At 45.1% G+C, this 18,476-nt stretch carries 20 protein-coding genes; 11 read left to right on the top strand and 9 right to left on the bottom strand.

Annotated features, from left to right (window positions below):
• The first annotated feature begins 54 nt into the window (after nucleotides 1-54).
• The 8 genes from AC0VYI_RS02835 to fecE all read left to right on the top strand — a co-directional run bounded on the left by AC0VYI_RS02835 (nucleotide 55) and on the right by fecE (nucleotide 7,396).
• Nucleotides 55-612, top strand: a complete 558-nt coding sequence (locus tag AC0VYI_RS02835) for a TRAP transporter small permease subunit (protein ID WP_199477464.1) — start codon at nucleotides 55-57, stop codon at nucleotides 610-612.
• Nucleotides 605-1,921, top strand: a complete 1,317-nt coding sequence (locus tag AC0VYI_RS02830; RefSeq protein WP_475447206.1) for a TRAP transporter large permease — start codon at nucleotides 605-607, stop codon at nucleotides 1,919-1,921. Before AC0VYI_RS02835 ends, AC0VYI_RS02830 begins: the two co-directional genes overlap by 8 nt.
• A 104-nt stretch (nucleotides 1,922-2,025) precedes the next feature.
• Nucleotides 2,026-2,514 (top strand): gluconokinase, encoded by a 489-nt coding sequence (locus AC0VYI_RS02825; protein ID WP_475447205.1) that lies wholly within the window; start codon nucleotides 2,026-2,028, stop codon nucleotides 2,512-2,514.
• 105 nt (nucleotides 2,515-2,619) lie between these two features.
• On the top strand, nucleotides 2,620-3,615 hold the full coding sequence (gene gntR / locus AC0VYI_RS02820; protein WP_199477467.1) for a gluconate operon transcriptional repressor GntR: 996 nt from the start codon (nucleotides 2,620-2,622) through the stop codon (nucleotides 3,613-3,615).
• A 93-nt stretch (nucleotides 3,616-3,708) separates the two neighbouring features.
• Nucleotides 3,709-4,665 (top strand): Fe(3+) dicitrate ABC transporter substrate-binding protein, encoded by a 957-nt coding sequence (locus AC0VYI_RS02815; protein WP_475447203.1) that lies wholly within the window; start codon nucleotides 3,709-3,711, stop codon nucleotides 4,663-4,665.
• Nucleotides 4,662-5,663: an iron chelate uptake ABC transporter family permease subunit gene (locus AC0VYI_RS02810; RefSeq protein WP_475447201.1), complete on the top strand. Its 1,002-nt coding sequence runs from the start codon at nucleotides 4,662-4,664 to the stop codon at nucleotides 5,661-5,663. The genes AC0VYI_RS02815 and AC0VYI_RS02810 overlap by 4 nt, the downstream gene beginning before the upstream one ends.
• Entirely contained in the window at nucleotides 5,660-6,619 is a 960-nt protein-coding gene (gene fecD, locus AC0VYI_RS02805) for a Fe(3+) dicitrate ABC transporter permease subunit FecD (RefSeq protein ID WP_475447199.1), read from the top strand. Before AC0VYI_RS02810 ends, fecD begins: the two co-directional genes overlap by 4 nt.
• 3 nt (nucleotides 6,620-6,622) lie before the next feature.
• The gene (fecE, locus tag AC0VYI_RS02800) at nucleotides 6,623-7,396 is read left to right on the top strand and encodes a Fe(3+) dicitrate ABC transporter ATP-binding protein FecE (protein ID WP_475447197.1); all 774 of its coding nucleotides are present in this window, start codon (nucleotides 6,623-6,625) and stop codon (nucleotides 7,394-7,396) included.
• Nucleotides 7,397-7,488: 92 nt separating this feature from the next.
• Here the strand turns inward: fecE and nhaC are convergent, their stop codons facing one another.
• The 3 genes from nhaC to AC0VYI_RS02785 form a co-directional block, all read right to left on the bottom strand.
• A complete protein-coding gene (gene nhaC, locus AC0VYI_RS02795; RefSeq protein ID WP_475447195.1) occupies nucleotides 7,489-9,009 on the bottom strand; it encodes a Na+/H+ antiporter NhaC in 1,521 nt (506 codons plus the stop codon).
• A gap of 293 nt (nucleotides 9,010-9,302) precedes the next feature.
• Nucleotides 9,303-9,860, bottom strand: a complete 558-nt coding sequence (locus AC0VYI_RS02790; protein ID WP_475447193.1) for a cysteine hydrolase family protein — start codon at nucleotides 9,858-9,860, stop codon at nucleotides 9,303-9,305.
• The gene (locus tag AC0VYI_RS02785; RefSeq protein WP_475447191.1) at nucleotides 9,853-10,353 is read right to left on the bottom strand and encodes a hypothetical protein; all 501 of its coding nucleotides are present in this window, start codon (nucleotides 10,351-10,353) and stop codon (nucleotides 9,853-9,855) included. Before AC0VYI_RS02785 ends, AC0VYI_RS02790 begins: the two co-directional genes overlap by 8 nt.
• A 361-nt stretch (nucleotides 10,354-10,714) precedes the next feature.
• Between AC0VYI_RS02785 and AC0VYI_RS02780 the strand changes: the two genes are divergently transcribed.
• The gene (locus AC0VYI_RS02780; RefSeq protein ID WP_475447190.1) at nucleotides 10,715-11,299 is read left to right on the top strand and encodes a BON domain-containing protein; all 585 of its coding nucleotides are present in this window, start codon (nucleotides 10,715-10,717) and stop codon (nucleotides 11,297-11,299) included.
• 111 nt (nucleotides 11,300-11,410) lie between these two features.
• Here the strand turns inward: AC0VYI_RS02780 and AC0VYI_RS02775 are convergent, their stop codons facing one another.
• On the bottom strand, nucleotides 11,411-12,316 hold the full coding sequence (locus tag AC0VYI_RS02775) for a LysR family transcriptional regulator (RefSeq protein WP_199477475.1): 906 nt from the start codon (nucleotides 12,314-12,316) through the stop codon (nucleotides 11,411-11,413).
• Nucleotides 12,317-12,607: 291 nt separating this feature from the next.
• Between AC0VYI_RS02775 and AC0VYI_RS02770 the strand changes: the two genes are divergently transcribed.
• Nucleotides 12,608-13,297, top strand: coding sequence for a type 1 glutamine amidotransferase domain-containing protein (locus AC0VYI_RS02770; protein ID WP_475449772.1), 690 nt, complete (start codon nucleotides 12,608-12,610; stop codon nucleotides 13,295-13,297).
• Nucleotides 13,298-13,791: 494 nt separating this feature from the next.
• On the opposite strand, the gene AC0VYI_RS02765 is transcribed toward AC0VYI_RS02770, so the two are convergent.
• On the bottom strand, nucleotides 13,792-14,091 hold the full coding sequence (locus tag AC0VYI_RS02765) for a Dabb family protein (protein WP_475447188.1): 300 nt from the start codon (nucleotides 14,089-14,091) through the stop codon (nucleotides 13,792-13,794).
• Between the two features lie 51 nt (nucleotides 14,092-14,142).
• Nucleotides 14,143-14,988 carry a thermonuclease family protein gene (locus tag AC0VYI_RS02760; RefSeq protein ID WP_475447186.1) on the bottom strand — a complete coding sequence of 282 codons (846 nt, stop codon included), beginning with the start codon at nucleotides 14,986-14,988 and terminating at the stop codon, nucleotides 14,143-14,145.
• Between the two features lie 208 nt (nucleotides 14,989-15,196).
• Between AC0VYI_RS02760 and AC0VYI_RS02755 the strand changes: the two genes are divergently transcribed.
• The gene (locus AC0VYI_RS02755) at nucleotides 15,197-15,787 is read left to right on the top strand and encodes a LysE family translocator (RefSeq protein WP_475447184.1); all 591 of its coding nucleotides are present in this window, start codon (nucleotides 15,197-15,199) and stop codon (nucleotides 15,785-15,787) included.
• A 20-nt stretch (nucleotides 15,788-15,807) separates the two neighbouring features.
• On the opposite strand, the gene AC0VYI_RS02750 is transcribed toward AC0VYI_RS02755, so the two are convergent.
• From AC0VYI_RS02750 to dapF, 3 genes are all read right to left on the bottom strand, one after another.
• Nucleotides 15,808-16,641, bottom strand: a complete 834-nt coding sequence (locus tag AC0VYI_RS02750) for an AraC family transcriptional regulator (RefSeq protein WP_475447182.1) — start codon at nucleotides 16,639-16,641, stop codon at nucleotides 15,808-15,810.
• A 43-nt stretch (nucleotides 16,642-16,684) separates the two neighbouring features.
• Nucleotides 16,685-17,479, bottom strand: a complete 795-nt coding sequence (locus AC0VYI_RS02745) for an endo alpha-1,4 polygalactosaminidase (protein WP_475447180.1) — start codon at nucleotides 17,477-17,479, stop codon at nucleotides 16,685-16,687.
• Nucleotides 17,480-17,624: 145 nt separating this feature from the next.
• Nucleotides 17,625-18,473, bottom strand: coding sequence for a diaminopimelate epimerase (gene dapF, locus AC0VYI_RS02740; RefSeq protein ID WP_475447178.1), 849 nt, complete (start codon nucleotides 18,471-18,473; stop codon nucleotides 17,625-17,627).
• Nucleotides 18,474-18,476: the final 3 nt, after the last annotated feature.

Genomic DNA, 18,476 nt, shown 5'->3' with positions numbered 1-18,476 from the left:
AGGTATTCAACAAAGTACGCACTTTGCCTCTACGGTTTTGACTGGACGACGACTATGAAAAAAACCATTCATCCCCCAGAACTAGACCCTTCGGAAGTCCCCAGAAATGCATTGGATCGTTGCATTTATAAACTGGGCAACCTGTTGAGTTTGTTGTTTATTTTTACGGTCGCCATTTCTTTTTATGAGGTGGTGATGCGTTATGTCTTTGACGCCCCGACTATTTGGGTTCATGAAACAGCTTCCTTTCTCGGTGGTTGCTTATTCATTTATGGTGGCATTTATGCCTTGGCCACCAATAAACATGTGCGCGTCGTGCTGATTTATGATGTGGTTTCGGATAGAACCAAACGCTGGCTCAACGTTTTTCATCATATTATGGGGCTCTGTTTCACTGGCATGTTGAGCTGGGCCGCTTATCAAATGACAAAAGACGCTTGGTTATCGCCCTTAGGTGAGGTTCATTTAGAAACCTCTGGATCAGCTTGGAACCCGGCCTTTCCGGCCCTTGTTAAAGCCATGATTCTGTTAACCATTGGCGTCATGTTTATCCAGTTTTTGTTGCATCTGATTCAAGAGCTTAATGGCCTAAGGAAGCGTGACCATGTTTGATTTATCCTCCTTGGGAATCGGTTACGGCAGTCTACTCATGCTAATGAGTATGATTGTTTTACTCCTAACTGGCATGCAGCTGGCGTTCGTCACTTGCTTGGTTGCTTTAGTTTTTGCAGTCGGCTGGTTTGGCGTCGCCGCACTGCCATTGATAGCAAGTCGTTTATACAGTTTTGTGGGCGGCTATGTGTTTCTCGCCGTCCCCATGTTTGTTCTGATGGCCGCGTTATTAGATCGTTCTGGCATTGCCAGAGACTTATTCGATGCGATGAAAGTCTTCGGACGAAAATTGCGTGGGGGCGTCGCCGTCCAAACCTTATTGGTTGCCATTGTGTTGGCCTCTATGTCTGGGGTAATCGGTGGTGAAACGGTGCTACTGGGGATATTGGCTTTGCCGCAAATGTTGCGCCTCGGCTATAACCGCAAACTCGCCATTGGTACCACCTGTGCAGGCGGCGCGCTCGGCACCATGCTACCTCCGAGTATTGTCTTAATCATTTATGGACTCACGGCTAGCGTGTCCATTGGTGACCTATTTAAAGCCTCATTTGTTCCCGCTCTATTACTTGCCGCCTCATATATTGTCTATGTGTTGGTCATTAGCCGCTTGCATCCAGAATACGCCCCTTTACCAACAGAAGAAGAATTAGCGGCGGATGCCGATGTTAATTATTTTAAAGCCTTATTATTTCCACTGCTCACCGTCATCACGGTTCTAGGCAGTATATACACTGGCATTGCCTCAGTAACGGAATCCTCTGCCTTGGGAGTAGTCGGTATTATGATCAGTGCCGCCATTCGTGGGGAACTTAACTTTTCCATGCTCAAAGACAGCGCCAAAGCGACAATGAGCACCTGTGGCATGATCATTTGGATTGGTATCGGTGCCACCGCCCTAGTGGGCGTGTATAACCTCATGGGTGGTATCGACTTCGTCGAATCAACCATTCTGGCATTAAGCGGTGGCAGCGTGATGGGTACCGTACTGATTATGATGCTGATTTTACTCGTACTTGGTATGTTTTTAGACTGGGTCGGCGTCGCCCTCCTAACCATGCCCATCTTTGTACCGATCATCTCAGGTCTGGGTTTGGATCCCATCTGGTTTGGCGTGGTGTTCTGTTTGAATATGCAGGTATCTTTTTTGTCACCGCCTTTTGGCCCTGCCGCCTTTTATCTCAAATCGGTAGCCCCAAAAGACATCAGTTTAGGGGAGATTTTCTCTTCCTTACTGCCCTTTATCGCGTTACAAGTGCTGGTTTTGGCCTCCGTGATATTCTTCCCACAACTGGCACTTTGGTGGAAGTAGTACATCAATCATTATTAACATTTACACAGGAAGAAGCTGCGTGATGATGCATCCGCCATCACGCAGTCATACATTATAGACTTATTAGGTAAGAGGCTTCATTCATGGGAAAGAAGATTGTCGTTCTGGGTGTCTCAGGATCCGGTAAATCATTGATAGGTAAACGCCTAGCCGATGCATTAGGTTACCCCTTTTTTGATGGAGACGATTATCACAACTCATCGAACATCGAGAAAATGAGCAAAGGTATCCCATTATCCGATCAAGACCGTTTTGGGTGGTTAGCCACGTTAAATACCTTATTAAAAAATCATGAATGCGCTGTTGTCGCTTGTTCTGGCCTTAAACCGGAATACCGAGCCATACTGAAAAAAGACCTTGATGATGTCACCATGCTGTACCTTAAGGGGGACTTCAATACCATTTGGCAACGTCACCAAAAACGCAACGGACACTATTTTAAAGGCCAAGACATGCTAAAAAGTCAGTTTGCCACCCTCATTGAACCCACACAAAGCGAAGCTTTTAGCGTTGACATTAGCCAAGATGCTGACTCTGTGTTTCAACAAGCACTGGCCTATATAAAGCAATAAATCAGTCCTCCGCAGAATCGCAATCATCCATTTTTTTGCGGTTCTCGGGCTACTCAAGCTATGATAATGTTACTAGTAACAATACCACGAGATAGTTGCACCTAAATGAAAAAGAAACGTCCGACGCTTCAAGATGTTGCTGATCAGGTTGGCATCACTAAAATGACGGTCAGCCGTTATCTTAAAAACCCAGATTTAGTATCTTCTCCTCTACAAACACGCATTCGTGAAGCTTTAGATACTCTTGGTTACATTCCCAATCGCGCGCCGGATATTCTCTCTAATGCGAAAAGCCACTCGATTGGTGTGCTGTTCCCTTCCCTCACTAACCAAGTGTTCTCTGAAGTATTACGCGGTATCGAGTCGGTCTTCGAGCCTGCTGGCTACCAAACCATGCTGGCCCACTATGGTTACAGCCAGGAGGCCGAAGAAGCACGCATTATTACCCTATTGTCTTACAATGTGGATGGATTAATTATTTCAGAAAGTACTCATACCGAGCGGGTGCGAAAAATGCTCGATGTGGCAGGTATTCCAGTTATAGAAATTATGGATTCCGTATCCCCCCCAATAGAGCAAGCCATTGGTATCGACAATGAAGCCGCTGCCTATGCGATGACGCAGCTGATGATCAAAAAGGGTCGACAGAAGATTGTGTATTTCGCCGCACGAATGGACATGCGCACATTGCTTAAGATTCGTGGTTATGAGCGCGCCATGGAAGACCATGGCTTAACGCCTCTATGCTTAAAAAACAATGAAGCATCTTCTTTTACCTTAGGCGGACAGTTTCTACACCAAGCCTTAGAACAACAACCGGATACTGATGGTATTTTTTGCACCAATGATGACTTAGCCATTGGTGCCCTTTATGCCTGCCAAAAGGCAGGTATTTCTATCCCGCAGCAAATAGGCATTGCAGGGTTTCATGGCCATAATATTTCGCGAGCCATGGTGCCTTTGCTAGCGACAGTTATCACCCCCAGAGAAGAAATAGGGCGGCTTGCTGCAGAGCAGCTTCTGAGTCGCTTAAAAGGCGAACCTGTTTCTCAGCGTGTTATTGAACTGCCATTCCAACTAGAGGTTGGGGAAAGTTTGTAAAGAATGGCTGGCAAATCAAGCGCCATAACAATAGATAAATAATATTGAGAAGTGTTATCATTAAAATCTTCATAAACAAAGAATCAAGATGCAATGAAACACTTCCTCATCATGGTGCTGACTTGTGCCTCAGCTCTTCTTTTTCCTGGGTTGAGTCAAGCCGCTTCAGATAATGGCCCTCATCCGAAAAACACTCTAGACAAAACTGTAACGGTGCAAGATAGCAAAGGGACTTTCACAATCGATTATCGACCTAAGCGCATAGTGGTCTTAGAGTTTTCCTTTGCCGATGCGCTAGCATCTGTCGGAGTCAGTCCCATTGGTATCGCGGACGATAAAGATCCAAGCCGTGTATTACCAGCCGTCCGTAAGATCATCAAACCTTGGACATCGGTTGGTACACGTTCACAGCCTAGCTTAGAAACCATAGCAGCGTTAAAACCCGACCTCATTATTGCCGATATCTCTCGCCATGAAGGAGTCTATGGGGATCTACAAAAAATCGCGCCAACCCTTATTTTGCCATCGCGCCGCGAAACCTATCAGGATAGTCTCAAGGCAGCCGCTATCATTGGCAAAGTGATTGGTAAAAACAAAGAAATGCAAGCGCGTCTAGCAAAGCATCAGAAAATTATGGCCGCCTATGCTAAGCAATTACCAAAAGGCGTGGTGGTTCAGTTTGGGGTTGCCCGGGACGACGCTCTCTTTTTACATACTGCCGACTCCTACGCTGGCGGCGTTATTCGAGCCCTTGGTTTAGCCAACGCGCATACCGGAAGAAACGATTCTGCTTATCGCCAAACCAGCTTGGAACAACTGCTTAGCATTAACCCTGATTATTTGATTATTGGCAACTACACCCATCCCAGTATTGTGGATAAATGGGAAAAAGAACCACTCTGGTCGGTATTAAAAGCCGCTCGTGAGCATCACATTTTTTACGTGAATCCCAATGTTTGGTCGCGCTGTCGAGGCATTATGGCGGCGGAACAAATGGGACAAGACTTGGTTAATGTATTTCACGGCAATCAAGTCGCCTCTCAACCATGATGCTATCACGACTACCCTTTACCTGGCAGTGCATAGTGTTAGGGGCAAGCTTATTGATCATCGCTTGGGTCAGCTTATTTAGCTGGTCTGCGGTACCGATTACGCCGATGGATGCCCTTCACGCCTTATTCAATATGGACAATACCAGTATCCCCCAACATATTGTGCAAGATTTGCGCTTACCCCGCACCTTGATTGGTATCCTCGTCGGCGCCTCCCTAGCGGCAGCCGGTGTGGTGATGCAGGGCTTAACACAAAACCCGCTGGCCGCGCCCTCCGTGCTTGGTGTCAATGCCGGTGCCGCGCTTGGTATGGCGGCAGTCTCGACCATCGCCCCTTGGTTTGGTCTATTAGGCACCTCTGTTGCCGCCATTATTGGTGGCGGGATGACTTGGACCTTGGTTATGGTACTGGGAAGTGCATGGAAAAGCGGCAACGACTCCAGTCGCTTGGTACTAGCAGGTGTGGCGATTTCGGCGCTTTGTGCGGCACTCACTAAAGCCTCCATCATTATGGCAGAAGATCAGGCCTCAGGTGTCTTGACCTGGCTAGCTGGCAGCTTAGCGAACGCCCGTTGGAATACATTCGATCACTTGTGGCCTATCTCTTTGTTCAGTTTGTTAGGCTGTATGGCGCTCTCGCCAACGTTAAATATCCTGCAACTGGGGGAAGAGAATGCTCGCAACTTAGGTGCGTCGCTCATTCTCACTAAGCTGGCTGGAAGCTTCTTAGTATTACTACTGGTTGCCAGCGCCATCAGTTCAGTGGGCTCCATTGGCTTTGTGGGCTTACTCGTCCCACACATGGCCAAAATGCTTTGTGGACAAGATCATCGGCGTTTTTTACCCCTTTCTATGTTATTGGGCGCCATTTTAGTCGTCCTCTCGGACATTATCAGCCGTTCAATTATCTTCCCTATGGAAACTCCGGCTGGGGCGGTTTTAGCGTTAATAGGTGCACCGTTTTTTATCTATCTGGTTAGGAAACGCACTTTATGAATCGATTTATTCCTTTCTTTATTATTAGTGTGTTGTTGATCTCATTGGTCGTAGCGAATTTGCTATTCGGTGCCGTTTCGCTGTCATTACATGATGTTTTTCGCGGCTTTCAACCGGGCAGTGATAGCTACTTCACCATTCACGAATACCGTTTACCTCGTACCCTACTGGCAATACTAGTGGGCGCCATGCTTGCTCTTGCCGGGGCTCTCGTTCAAGGGGTGATTCGTAACCCATTAGCATCACCGGATATTCTCGGCGTCAGCCACGGAGCAGGCCTTGCCGCTGTCGTGTATATGATCTATTTTCCACACTCAAGCATCTCTTGGCTTCCGGCGGTGGCCTTAGCTGGCGGACTGTGTGCAGCACTGGTTTTATGGTGGTTATGTGGTCATCGCAGCAGCACGATAAAACTGGCGATTACTGGGGTGGCTCTGGCAACGTTTTATGCCAGTACAGTCGACTTTTTAATGTTGATCAAGCCGTTAGAAATCAACAACGCGTTGCTTTGGTTAACAGGCAGCTTATGGGGGCGCAGTTGGCCGCAAATTACCATGCTACTCCCTTGGCTTGTGCTCATTCCATGTGCGCTGTACTTGGCGAAATCGTTGAATCTTATTCATCTTGGCGAAGACACTGCCATTAGCCTTGGCACAAAGGTTAATTCACTTCGCCTGATTGCCTTAGCCATTGCTGTGGCACTGACTGCAGCGGCGGTGTCAATTTGTGGCCCCATTGGCTTCTTAGGTTTAGTCGCCCCCCATCTTGCACGCAAATTATTTGGTGGACGCCACCAAGCTCTGCTGCCAGCCACTATGTTAGTGGGCGCCGTCTTACTGCTAATGGCCGATTTAGTGGCCCGTACAATTGATCCACCGATTGAATTACCAGCGGGGATCATGACGGCTGTACTTGGCGCCCCTTATTTTCTTTGGTTACTTATCAGGACAAAATGATTTATGTCTCTTAGTACTCATAATGTCTGCGTTGGCTATCATGGTAAAACCATTGTCAATCAAGTTTCACTGACCATACCAGAAGGAAAGATGATCGCTTTACTTGGACCGAATGGTTGCGGTAAATCGACTCTTCTGAAAGCCATGGCACGCATTCTACCCCCCATAAAAGGGGAAGTGCATTGGTGTGGGAACAACCTTCACCAAATGCCTTCCAAAGGCTTAGCAAAACAACTGGCCTTATTGCCACAAACACAACCCATTCCTGAGGGCATCAAGGTTAAGGATCTCATCGCTTATGGACGTAGCCCGTATACAGGCTTTTGGGGGAGGCTAACGAAAGACGACCACACCATTATTGATAAAGTGATGCAAGAAACGGGGGTCACCGCACTAGCCGAGCAGTTAGTGAGCGAGTTATCAGGTGGACAACGTCAACGTGTCTGGCTTGCCATGACGCTTGCCCAAGACACGCCCTACTTACTCCTTGATGAACCAACCACTTACATGGACTTAAACCACCAAGTTGAACTGATGCATTTACTTCGTCAACTTAACCTATCTGGAAAAACCATCGTGACGGTCCTGCACGATATCAACCAGGCAGCACGCTATTGCGACCATTTGATTGTCATGAAGCAAGGTCAAATAAACACACAGGGAACACCAGAGGCGGTATTAACAAAGGACATGCTACGGACTGTTTTTGATCTCAACGCACAAATACATCGCGACCCTATTGCCAACACCCCAATGTGCATCGTTGAAGATAAATAAGCAAAGCGACACCTCCGCCAAGATATGACACCAGAACGAAAAGGCCCCTGTCAATAAAACAGAGGCCTTGATCAGAATCACCTAAGCAAGCGTTAGGTTTGCTGTGATGCTAATGTTTCTTCAGCATTCTCACGAGCTTCTTCAGGTGTTAGTGAATCCTCACCCTGCTCTTTCCATTGAGCCAATTCTTCTTTACTGGCTTTGGGTGAAAAGAAACCAAGCTGAGCATAAAGAATCCCCAATACAGGCGACAACCAACACGCAAACGCTAATGGAATATATAGAAGGTTTTCAAAATTTCCATCCGAGATTCCCAGCCCCAACGCACTGATCACAAAAGCACCACCCGCATTCCAAGGAATAAGCGGCGATACCAAGGTTCCCCCTTCTTCAAGCGCCCGAGATAAGTTCAAAGTAGAGTACTTCATACCACGATAAACAGGAGAATACATACGGCCAGGCAAGGCAATGGATAAGTAAGGATCACCTGCGACTAAGTTAGTCGAAATAGAGGTACAAACGGCAGCGGTTTGAATGTCTTTGAATTTATGAATCTTAGTCAAAATCGCCAGTATAATGGTTTCTAAACAACCCGTTCTCTCCAATGCGCCACCAAATCCTAAAGCAATCAGTACAAGGGAGATAGTCCACATCATGGATTGAATCCCACCACGGTTCAGCAGAGTATTAATGGCCGTCACGTCGGTATTAATCGTGTAGCCACTGTTAGCAAAGGTCACCACTTCGTGAATGCCATTGCCTTGCGCAACCATGGCGGTTATCGCACCGGCCACGACACCGGCAAATAGCGAAGGAATAGGCGCAATACGTTTGACCGCTAGGACAATGACCAACAAGGCAGGGAGTAGTAACCAAGGAGAGATAACAAAATGCTTTTGTAGCTCCGTCGTAATGCTATTAATCTTAGCAAAAGACACGTCGCCATCATGCACCAGCATGAAACCAGCAGCTAAGTAAATAATTACCGCGGCCATCATGGCAGGCAAAGTCGTTGGCATCATGTTTTTTATATGGGAGAACACATTGGTCCCCGTGACTGCTGGGGCCAAGTTAGTGGTATCAGACAGCGGGGAGATTTTATCCCCGAAAAAGGCACCAGAAACAACAGCACCCGCCGTCCAGTACACAGGCACATCAAACCCTGCACCGATGCCCATTAGGGCAAGACCTACGGTCCCGACTGTCCCCCAAGAGGTCCCCAGCGACACAGATACAACAGAGCACAACAGCATGGCAGCAACCAGAAAAATCTGTGGAGACAGGATGGTTAAGCCATAGTAAATGAGAGTCGGTACCGTACCACTCGCGATCCAAACACCGATAATCATCCCGACACAAATCAGCACCGAAACGGAGGGCAGCGCAATATGGATAACGTGAAAGATCCCTTCTTCTATATCTTTCCATTTAAAACCGAGTTTTATACCAACGAGTGAGGTAAGCGCAAGACCAATAGCAAGAGGAATGTGCGGAGTGAAGTCGCCAAAATAAAAAATCTGCACCCCCAATACCATAAGTGTTAAGACGACTGGAGTCAGGGCAAGCAACAAACCCGGACGACTAATCCCAGTATCCTGATTTTTTTCAGTCATAAAAGCTTCCTTAATTGCACTTTTTTACATACATAAAACTAGTGTAGCGGAAATAAAAAGCTTTGACCACGAAGGGATATGGTTTGAAAAAACGGATTTATTGCCTATGAAAAGCATTTTATGACATATTTTTGAGGATTTTTCTGAATGATAGCGATCAATATCAGAAAAAAGCCTTTTTCCTGATATTATTTTTAACTCAAATTATTTTTGAAAAGTACAATTTTATTAGCAACATCAAAAATGAACAACCTCGCCTATTTGGCAACTGGCCTATATACAACCTGAACAGGTCATGACTCCAGAAGCTCGAACGCATCCGTTTGAGAAATCACCGTCGCATACTCACCATGAAGATTGGCCAGTGACATAGCATGAACCTCGTCAGCACTACGCTCACGACCATCAAAGTCCAATGTAGAAAAGGCAAAACAAGCACTGCCGACAACATAGGTGGTAAAACCAATGTTCCCAGCGGTTCGAACGGTCGATTCAATCGAGTGATTCGTGCTGACCCCCACCACCACTAAGCGATCAATCTTCTGGGATTCAAGCCATGACTGCAAATCTGAATGAGTAAAAGCATCAGGCACGTGCTTCTCAATAACTTTTTCCCCCAACAAGGGTATAAAGGCTTCTTGCACCATGACCCCTTCTTGCTCAGGCCAAAATAAAGAATCCTCTTCCCGCGATAAGTGATGAACATGCACAATGGGCGCATTGTTCACACGCCAATGGGATAACAGCTCAGCAATCTCTCGTTCCGCATCCGGGTTATTACGCTCACCCGCTTGCGGCCAAGCCATACCATTTTGCATATCAATAATGAGCAATGCCGTCTGACTAACCATTGCTTTCTCCTTGTTCTTTCACTGTTTTTTCGTTTACAGAAAAGGGCGCACTAGAATATAAGGATAAACGCTTAGACAATCTCCATATATACCAAGTCAAAGCCAAAATCACTATAAAAAGTAAGGCTATCAATGTCGATAGCAGGTACATTCTGTCGACAATGGACGAAGTTATAGCAAAGTGATGTTTCAGTTCATCGATTTGCTGTTGCAGATCTTGTACATCATCCAAAGAGGCACTGGACACCTGTAAAATGGCCACACTACGCTCAAGTTCAAAGACCGTCTTCATCGGGTCTTTTGTTGGCCCCTCGCTCTTACTCACCTCCTTCTGATTTTTAGTGGCAGGCGCTTTCGCGGCATCGGTCTTCTTCACAACGGCCGTCTTAACAGGGACATGATTCTTAGACTCGGCTTTTTCCACCTCTTGATCGGCCCATGCTATATGAACAAAACAGCCAACGAACAAGCACAGTGCGATTTTTTGCAACATGAAAGACCCTAGTGATAACAATCAAAAACGGAGTACCCACAACCATAGCAGCGAATCACACCTAAAAGTAAGCAAAAGTTTACGCACGCAACCAGGGCAAACCATCAGAAGACGCCAACTTTTTGCAATAACTAAGTCGGGCCACATCCTTTTTACAATTCGTTTTGTAAAAAGGTAATAAGAGCCAATGAATCAAAAAATAAAAATTATTTAATTTCAAATACTTATATTTTGGCACGATCATCGCTATGGCTTTTTATAGCAAGTTTTTCACAACAAACTTTTTACAGCAAATAATAGGTCATGAGGCAGAAAACAACTTCAGTCACGCTATGGCCATTTTTAAAATAAGGAGAGCACTATGAAGAATACAATCATGTCCATCCTTTTCGTATCAGCACTCACTGCCGGTGCCGCGCAGGCCCAGACAAATGATCACTGGACTGACCGCGCCAAAGACGCATGGATTGATGGTAAAGCGGAAGCCACTTTATTATTCAATAAACACGTTAACGCTTTTCACATCAAAACCAGCGTAAAAGATGGTGTGGTGACCTTAACGGGCACCACAGATAACAGTACCGATAAGGACCTTGCAGGCGAACTTGTCGAAGGTTTACAAGGCGTCAAAGAAGTTAAAAACAACATCACCATTGCAGATACCCCCGCAAACTCACCAGAGGGCGCCGATAAGAACAACATGACAGATCAAGCCAAAAGTACCTTGATCGATACAAAAATTGCGACCGTATTAAAAACCCGCTATTTATGGAACCAAAACATAGAAGGAACCAAAATACACATTGACGTCGATAAAGGCATCGTCACCCTCACAGGGAATGTAAAAAGCGATGCCGAAAAACAGCTAGCCGTGCAGATTGCACGTAACACAACGGATGTAAAACAAGTGAAAGATGAGCTTAAAGTCGCCTCCATAGCCGCTTAATAAGCGATAACGATTAAATACGTTAAGCACAGAGCGCAAGCCTTATCTGCGCCCATCCATGATGGGCGCTTTGCCTTTCTCAACGTTTTGCTCCCCTACTACTTTTCCCCTTCACAAAGCACGTGTAATACGCTCGAATTCTACTTTTAAAAAGTCCACCAGCAAACGCAGCTTTTTAGCACTGGAAGACCCTGGTGGGAACACAGCGTATACATCAATATCAGTACAACGATAGTCTGGCAAAATACGTTTTAACAGTCCTTTTTGAATACGAGGCTTGGCATCGTATACAGGGATACGCCCGATGCCATTTCCCCCTTCCAAAAACATCGTCCTCGCCGCTGCATTGTTAGTACTGACCTTGCCCATTACCGACAAACTATAAGAACGTGATCCTTGGCTCAGATGGACGGAGTTCGCTGCCTGCTTATATACAACCCAATCATGATCATACAAATCCTGAGGTTGAACAGGTGTGCCTCGCTTACGAAAGTACTCAGGCGAGCCACATAAATAGGTTTCAAACGAGGCCAATATACTGGCTTGTAATCCAGAGTCGGCCAATGGCGCACCTCGAATAGCAAGATCCATTCCGTCTTTAATGATATTAACGACCTCATCACTTAATGACACATCCAATTCGATCAGAGGATACAAACGACGGAACTCATTCAATGCAGGCACCACAACTTGCAGCCCTAAATTCACTGGACAGGCGATTTTTAACTTACCCACAGCCTCTTGTTTTGATCGCTCTATTTGCAGATTGGCTTCATTGGCTTGAAAAGCAATAGTACGACAACGCTGATAATAGGCCTCTCCCGTGTCAGTTAGTGACAAACTGCGAGTGGTGCGATTGAGTAATACAACCCCAAGCTGGTCTTCTAACTTCTTCAAATGATAGCTCACCACGCCACGAGAAATTCCCATCGCTTTGGCGGCCGAAGTTAAACTGCCTTGTTCCACTACTTGAGCAAACACCACCATACTTTTTAACTGCTCGAACGAAATGTCCACACATGCCCCTTATCTGCAACTGACTTATTAATTGTATCAATTATTAGACCAATGAAGTCAACTTTATCCCTGTATTCAAACCATTAAAGCCCCTCTATACTGACCACAACTTAACAATCAATCCGACGAGACCTTTGCACGATGCCACGAGCGACGCCAAGACACGGCAAAAAAAGACGAAAAAGCGGAGTTTATACCTATAAATGAGCATTTTGAGTCTGTTTTTAACAAAGTATTGGCAAGCGCAGTAGTCGTGCAAAAGTCTCTCGACACCAACAAGGAGTCATAATGATGAGTACGAATAAAATTTTAGTGGTTCTAACATCTCACTCAGAAATGGGTAATACAGGTCACAAAACAGGATTTTGGGTAGAAGAGTTTGCGGCTCCTTACTACGCCTTTATTGATGCAGGGGCTGAAGTAACGGTTGCGACACCGAAAGGCGGCCAAGCGCCTATCGACCCAAACAGTGAAGCACCGGATGCCCAAACAGAAGCGACCAAGCGCTTTTATGAAGACAAAATGGCGCAAGACGTCATCGCCAACACGCGTAAATTGAGCGATATGAAACAAGATGATTTTGATGCCATTTTTTACCCAGGTGGTCATGGTCCACTATGGGATTTAACCAACAACGAAGAGTCTATTGCACTCATTGAAAGCTTTATCCAAGCAAACAAACCAATTTCTTCTGTTTGCCACGCTCCCAGCGCGTTTTTAAACATTAAAGACAGCAAAGGTGACTACTTCATTAAAGGCAAAGTTGTCACAGGCTTTACCAATAGCGAAGAAGCAGCGGTACAGCTTACCGATGTGGTGCCCTTCTTGCTTGAAGACGAAATGAAAAAACGTGGTGCAGACTACCAAAATGCAGACAGCTGGACGCCTTTTGCTGTGCAAGATGGCTTGATGATTACAGGCCAAAACCCAGCGAGTTCAGAGCTTGTGGCAGAGAAATTACTGGCTCAACTAGCAAAATAGTGAATTGACTCGTTCGTTCGAAAAAATAAACCAATAACGGATTGGTTTATTTATCCAACTAAAAAGCCCGTCCTCAAAGTCTGATTGAGTGACGGGCTTTTTGATGCTGGCATCTTCATACAAGCAAAGCACTTTTTCACTTTAGCGTTGAAACGCCTCACTCTTTGAAAGGCACAGGATTAAAGTTAAGTACTAACGAGTCCATCTCTTTGCCAATTTTACTATTAATCCCATTTATGACAAAAAATGGGCAGATTCTATTCAAACATTTGGATCAATTATTGATTCAAATGCCATTCTATGGCACGTCATATTGCCACCTCGTATACTAACCATATAGAAAAGACTGATAACGTTTTGACCTTCGGGAGAAAAAACATGGCTGTTATATTAATCGCAAGCGCCGCTTATTACTGGCTTTATGCCTCCTAATAGAAGGCTTTTGAAATAACAAACCAGACATCCGTCTGGTTTTTTAGCGAATAGCGCGAGTATTACGACAATGCGTAGTCAAACACAATAATGTCTTCCATAATGGGCCCTAGCTGTGCCTTTAATGCCATATGCTCTGGGTGTGGCAGGTAGTTATCAAGGGAAGCTTGATCAATAAATGTCATCAATACACAATGTGAATAACCTTTATTGCGATCTTCTGAACTGGAGTTTTCACCCCACTCTACCGATTCAATACCCTTAACCTGATGCTGAATCGCTTCAAAATTCCCAAAACAAGTTGAGATGTCTTCTGCCGTAGCCTCTTCTTTAAACTTTATAAATAACACATGGCGAATCATAACGTCTTAGCTCCTAATCGATCATTTACTTAGTGATTATTAATATCAGGGCTAACTCAAGAAAACCAAGTTTTCTGGCGCTTGTGCTAGTTTAATGCGGCCTTTTTCATCAATTTCTATCAGGTTATCTAAATGGGTAAAATGCAAATCACTTAGCACCAGTACTTTTTCTTGTTTTTCCTTCAAGGATTCAACAAAGGCATGAGCATCAAAGGTATCATGGGCTTTCATATAAGTGACGAGTCGTCGAAACAACTTAGGTAAGATCACGTATTCATCCGTCAGGTTGCTTAGCGATTCTATTTTGATAAAACTGTTGGTTTTATCCTCACTCCATACGCCTTTTTTCGCCGCTCGTGCTTTTATCGCGGCTTTGGCAAAACGTGCTCTTAAATCGTAGAAAAGCCCATCATAAAACGTTGGATAAGCGAACCCTTTTGCTAACATTTTAAAGTTTACCGACGTTTTCACGATGCGGTTATCTAGAAAAATAGATTGCCCATCTTCGTATTCTGTTTCGCCAGCAAACACAAATGCTACAGGTCGACCATAGCGCTCGGCCATACGCGTCATAATATAACCTGGGACGCCATCGTCTGCGGATACCACTTTGCTTCGAGATTCATTCCACTGAGTGTTTTTAATTTCTAGTAACTTCAATAAATATTGCGTGGCAGAATCCGCCCACTCAGCAGGTTGGTGCTCACTTTTATAATGGGTTTCTAAGGTATCGATAGCTTCAATTCTCAGTTGAGCATGCTCCTTTTTGTTAAGACGCACTTTACTGCCTTCTAACAAATCCCACTGCGCTAAGTCATCCGCTTTGAAGCGAACTGAATCGCCATCCGGCGAATAACCCACTATATGAAAAGACCCTTTAATCACTCGAAATGACATTTCTATTCCCCCTGTACAGGAATCCAACAATTTATTATGGCTAGATTGCGCTTTTCTACAGCCGCTGTACACTGCCTTTTCAGAAAAATTAACATAAGCTTTATAACGGTAAATCCTTCCAAACCATCCCCAAGGTCAATTTTGTTCAATACTCAAGAGATAACAAAAGGGATAGTCGTCATCGACTTTTTCTCTTTTGGACTACCCTATGACCTTATCTCTAATCACCTCTATGTCATTGTTTGCCTTAGCGGCGTCTTTATCTCCTGGCCCAGTTAATCTTGTCTCACTAAGTGGCAGTGCCCGCTATGGCACGAAAACAGGATTACGATTTATTACTGGCGCGACACTGGGCTTTGTCGCTTTATTTTTAGTAATTGGTTTTAGCCTACATTATTTGATCAGTCATCTGGCTTGGATTACTCAAGTATTACAATGGCTAGGCATCATGTTTTTGCTTTATCTAAGTTATCAATTATTCATAGATAATGGGCGATTAGACGCTGATAGTCATAAAAACGCGCCGACCTTTATGACGGGTGCTGTCATGCAGTGGCTGAACCCAAAAGCCTGGTTGGCTTCCCTCTCAGGCATCGCCGCTTACATTCCCAGCGCAAAAGCATTCGAAGTTGTCACCTTTGCTGGCTTATATCTGCCTATTTGCTGGTTATCTTTAGGAGTGTGGGTTTGGATCGGCATCGTGCTTGGACAATACTTCCAAAGCCCCGAAAAAATGCGTTTGATGAACAAAACACTTGCCGTTCTGTTGGCGGCTAGCTGCCTGTTACTCGTGGTCTAATCCTCTGAGATTGATAAGACTTAAGATGACATGGAACGGCGATATTGATCCGGTGTTGCAGCCACTCGCTGTTTAAAGACACGCTGAAAATGCGCTTGATCACTAAATCCCACCGTCTGCGCCACGGAAGAAATCGCCTGACCTTGTTTAAGGGCTTGTTTTCCCAGTTGAACCCGTCGATTCAAACGATAGGCATGGGGTGTCATATTAAAATGACGTTTAAAAGCACGAACTAAATAGCTCGTGCTGTAGCCAAACTTCTCGCTAATAAGATCCAGCGACATTTCTTCTAGGCAGTGCTGATCTAAATAGCTCGCCACAAGATACAGTCGATTCGGTGGTAACAAGGTTTCCTCTCCGCCATCGCGGGTATCCAGATAACGAAATAAGGCGACAAAGTATTCAATGAGTAGGCCTTCTTTTTCCAGAACGGTCAACTGATGGGACATAATAGCTTGGCATAAAGCAACAAAATCTTGATAAAAAGACTGTATCGTCAAAGTATCCAGATGAGTATTTTGCCAATCGCCCACAGACCTTAAACCATGCTGATAAAGCACATTCGCCAGCCAACTTGGCTCTATATGCATCATATAATAGGCCCAAGGGGAATCTTGACGGGGGTTACAAGCATGCACCACATTCGGATTCATAAACACCAAACTGCCCGCTTTTACTTGATGAAGCCTGCCATCACAAAAGAACTCGCTTTGCCCATTGAGGACGGCACCGATCGACCACTCTTGATGGGTGTGAGGAGAATAACGTACCCTTTCCCCCTCCAGAACTTGACGTAACTCAATATAAGGCAAAGCAGCATCTCGCCAGAAAATAGGATGGGTAGTCGGTGTCATATGCAGCTTACCTCCAACAAAAATATCTCAGACTCTTTTCACTTTAGGGCTGACAACTTATGCGAAAAGAATCATCAAGCTTAACAGGCAAAATTAACGTACTAAATTGCATGGCCAAAGATTCCTTACACATGGCCGCTCTATCTTCAGCATTATTCACATAGCTGGTTCGGTATTCCGCATTCAATACTGGTTTTCCTTGTTTAATAAAAGCAGTAAAAGAGCGGCATTCTGAAAAAGCAAAACATTGCTCGGTAACAGCAAAATCAAAATTGCTAACTAACGCCCGAACCTGATCAGGGTCATTTTTCAACCCTACAGCGAGCCCTCTTTCATGGGCTTGCTTTGCTAAAAAACGATTAAAGGCTAATTGGTCATATTGGCGAAATGAAAAGCCCGTATTCGTTCGATAGCTGTCAACATTATCCGGCTCCACCCCATCACAGCCTTTTTTCACGGCAAGATCTAAACGTTTTAGCATGATGCTTCGTACGTTTTCAGATCGAATATCTAACCAGCGCTCATCATTCCAACCTTTTAGCGTTTTCCCCAAGTCCTGTTTGGCGAACTCAGCCGCATCAGGTCGCCAGTCTTCATAAGAACCCGCCGAAAAGTAACAAATCACCTTTTTACCTGACGCGTGCAAACGTTGAATCAGCGCAACGGGGGAATCAAATAAATCAATATCATATAGATCCACATTGTAGCCTTCGTTAACGACCCCATCTAACTGCCATTGCCATGTTGCAGACACAGGCGGTTTATACCAATTCTCAGCGGCATAAAGAGAGGGAACACTGCAAAGCAAGGTCGTTATTGAAATAAGTAATGCGCGCATGTTGGATTCCCTGTTTCCTGCAAGACGAAAAAGCCTACAATATGAGTGTCGTAAGCTTCACTCTACTCTCTTATGAGGCTTTATGCTTATAAACAAGGGAAATAGTTTTATGGAGACCTTTGCACAACATCACAAACAACCGTTTTTAGTGGAATACTTGAGACAAACATTCATCATCAATCTGACCATGACACACTGACGTAACACTCCCGCTCATTGAGACCGTCATGTCCGCGGCAATGTCTATGTCTATTTGCCCTCCTGGCATCATCACTTTAATAGACGAATCACATAACCCTAACTTGTATGCCACGGCGGCAGCCGCACAGCTACTACTACCAGAGGCCAGCGTATAGCCTGCACCACGCTCCCAGATCTCAATCACAATATGATTGCGGTCAATCACTTGCATAAATTGCACATTCGTTCGATTCGGAAAATCAGGATGGTGTTCGATCAATGGACCAAACTCTTTTGCCATGGTCTCGGTGGGTGCTTCGCTCAAGATCACACAATGGGGATTACCAATCGTCACCGCACTGAACACATGGTTCAAGCCCATGACATTTAAATTTTCCAGTAATACTTCACGAGGCTCACCCCATACTGGAATGTCTCGGCTCATAAAAGACACCTTGCCCATTTCTACATTGACTCGACGCCCCTCCTCCAGCACTTGCGCTTTTACCACACCGCCTTTGGTTTCAATGGTAAACGGCTTGTCTTTGACAAGACCTTGATCCCACAAGGAACGACAAAAAATCCGTAAGCCATTGCCGCTTTTTTCTGCTTCACTGGCATCAGGATTAAAAATACGCAACCCAAAATTCGCAACCTTAGAAGGAAGTGGGCCAATCAATACACCATCAGAAGCCACTCCGTAATGCTTATGGCACATGTTCTTAATCATTAAAGCAGCGGGCTCATCTGGAAACGACTCTGGCGGCACCACTAAATACACATTACCAAGGGCATGATACTTACGAAACTCCAAACA

The organism is Marinomonas sp. 63XJN7_9_ISO-PGPR-S23-217, assembly GCF_056173515.1.
The sequence above is the reverse complement of the archived record's forward strand: the minus strand, read 5'-3'. Positions and strand labels throughout refer to the sequence as shown.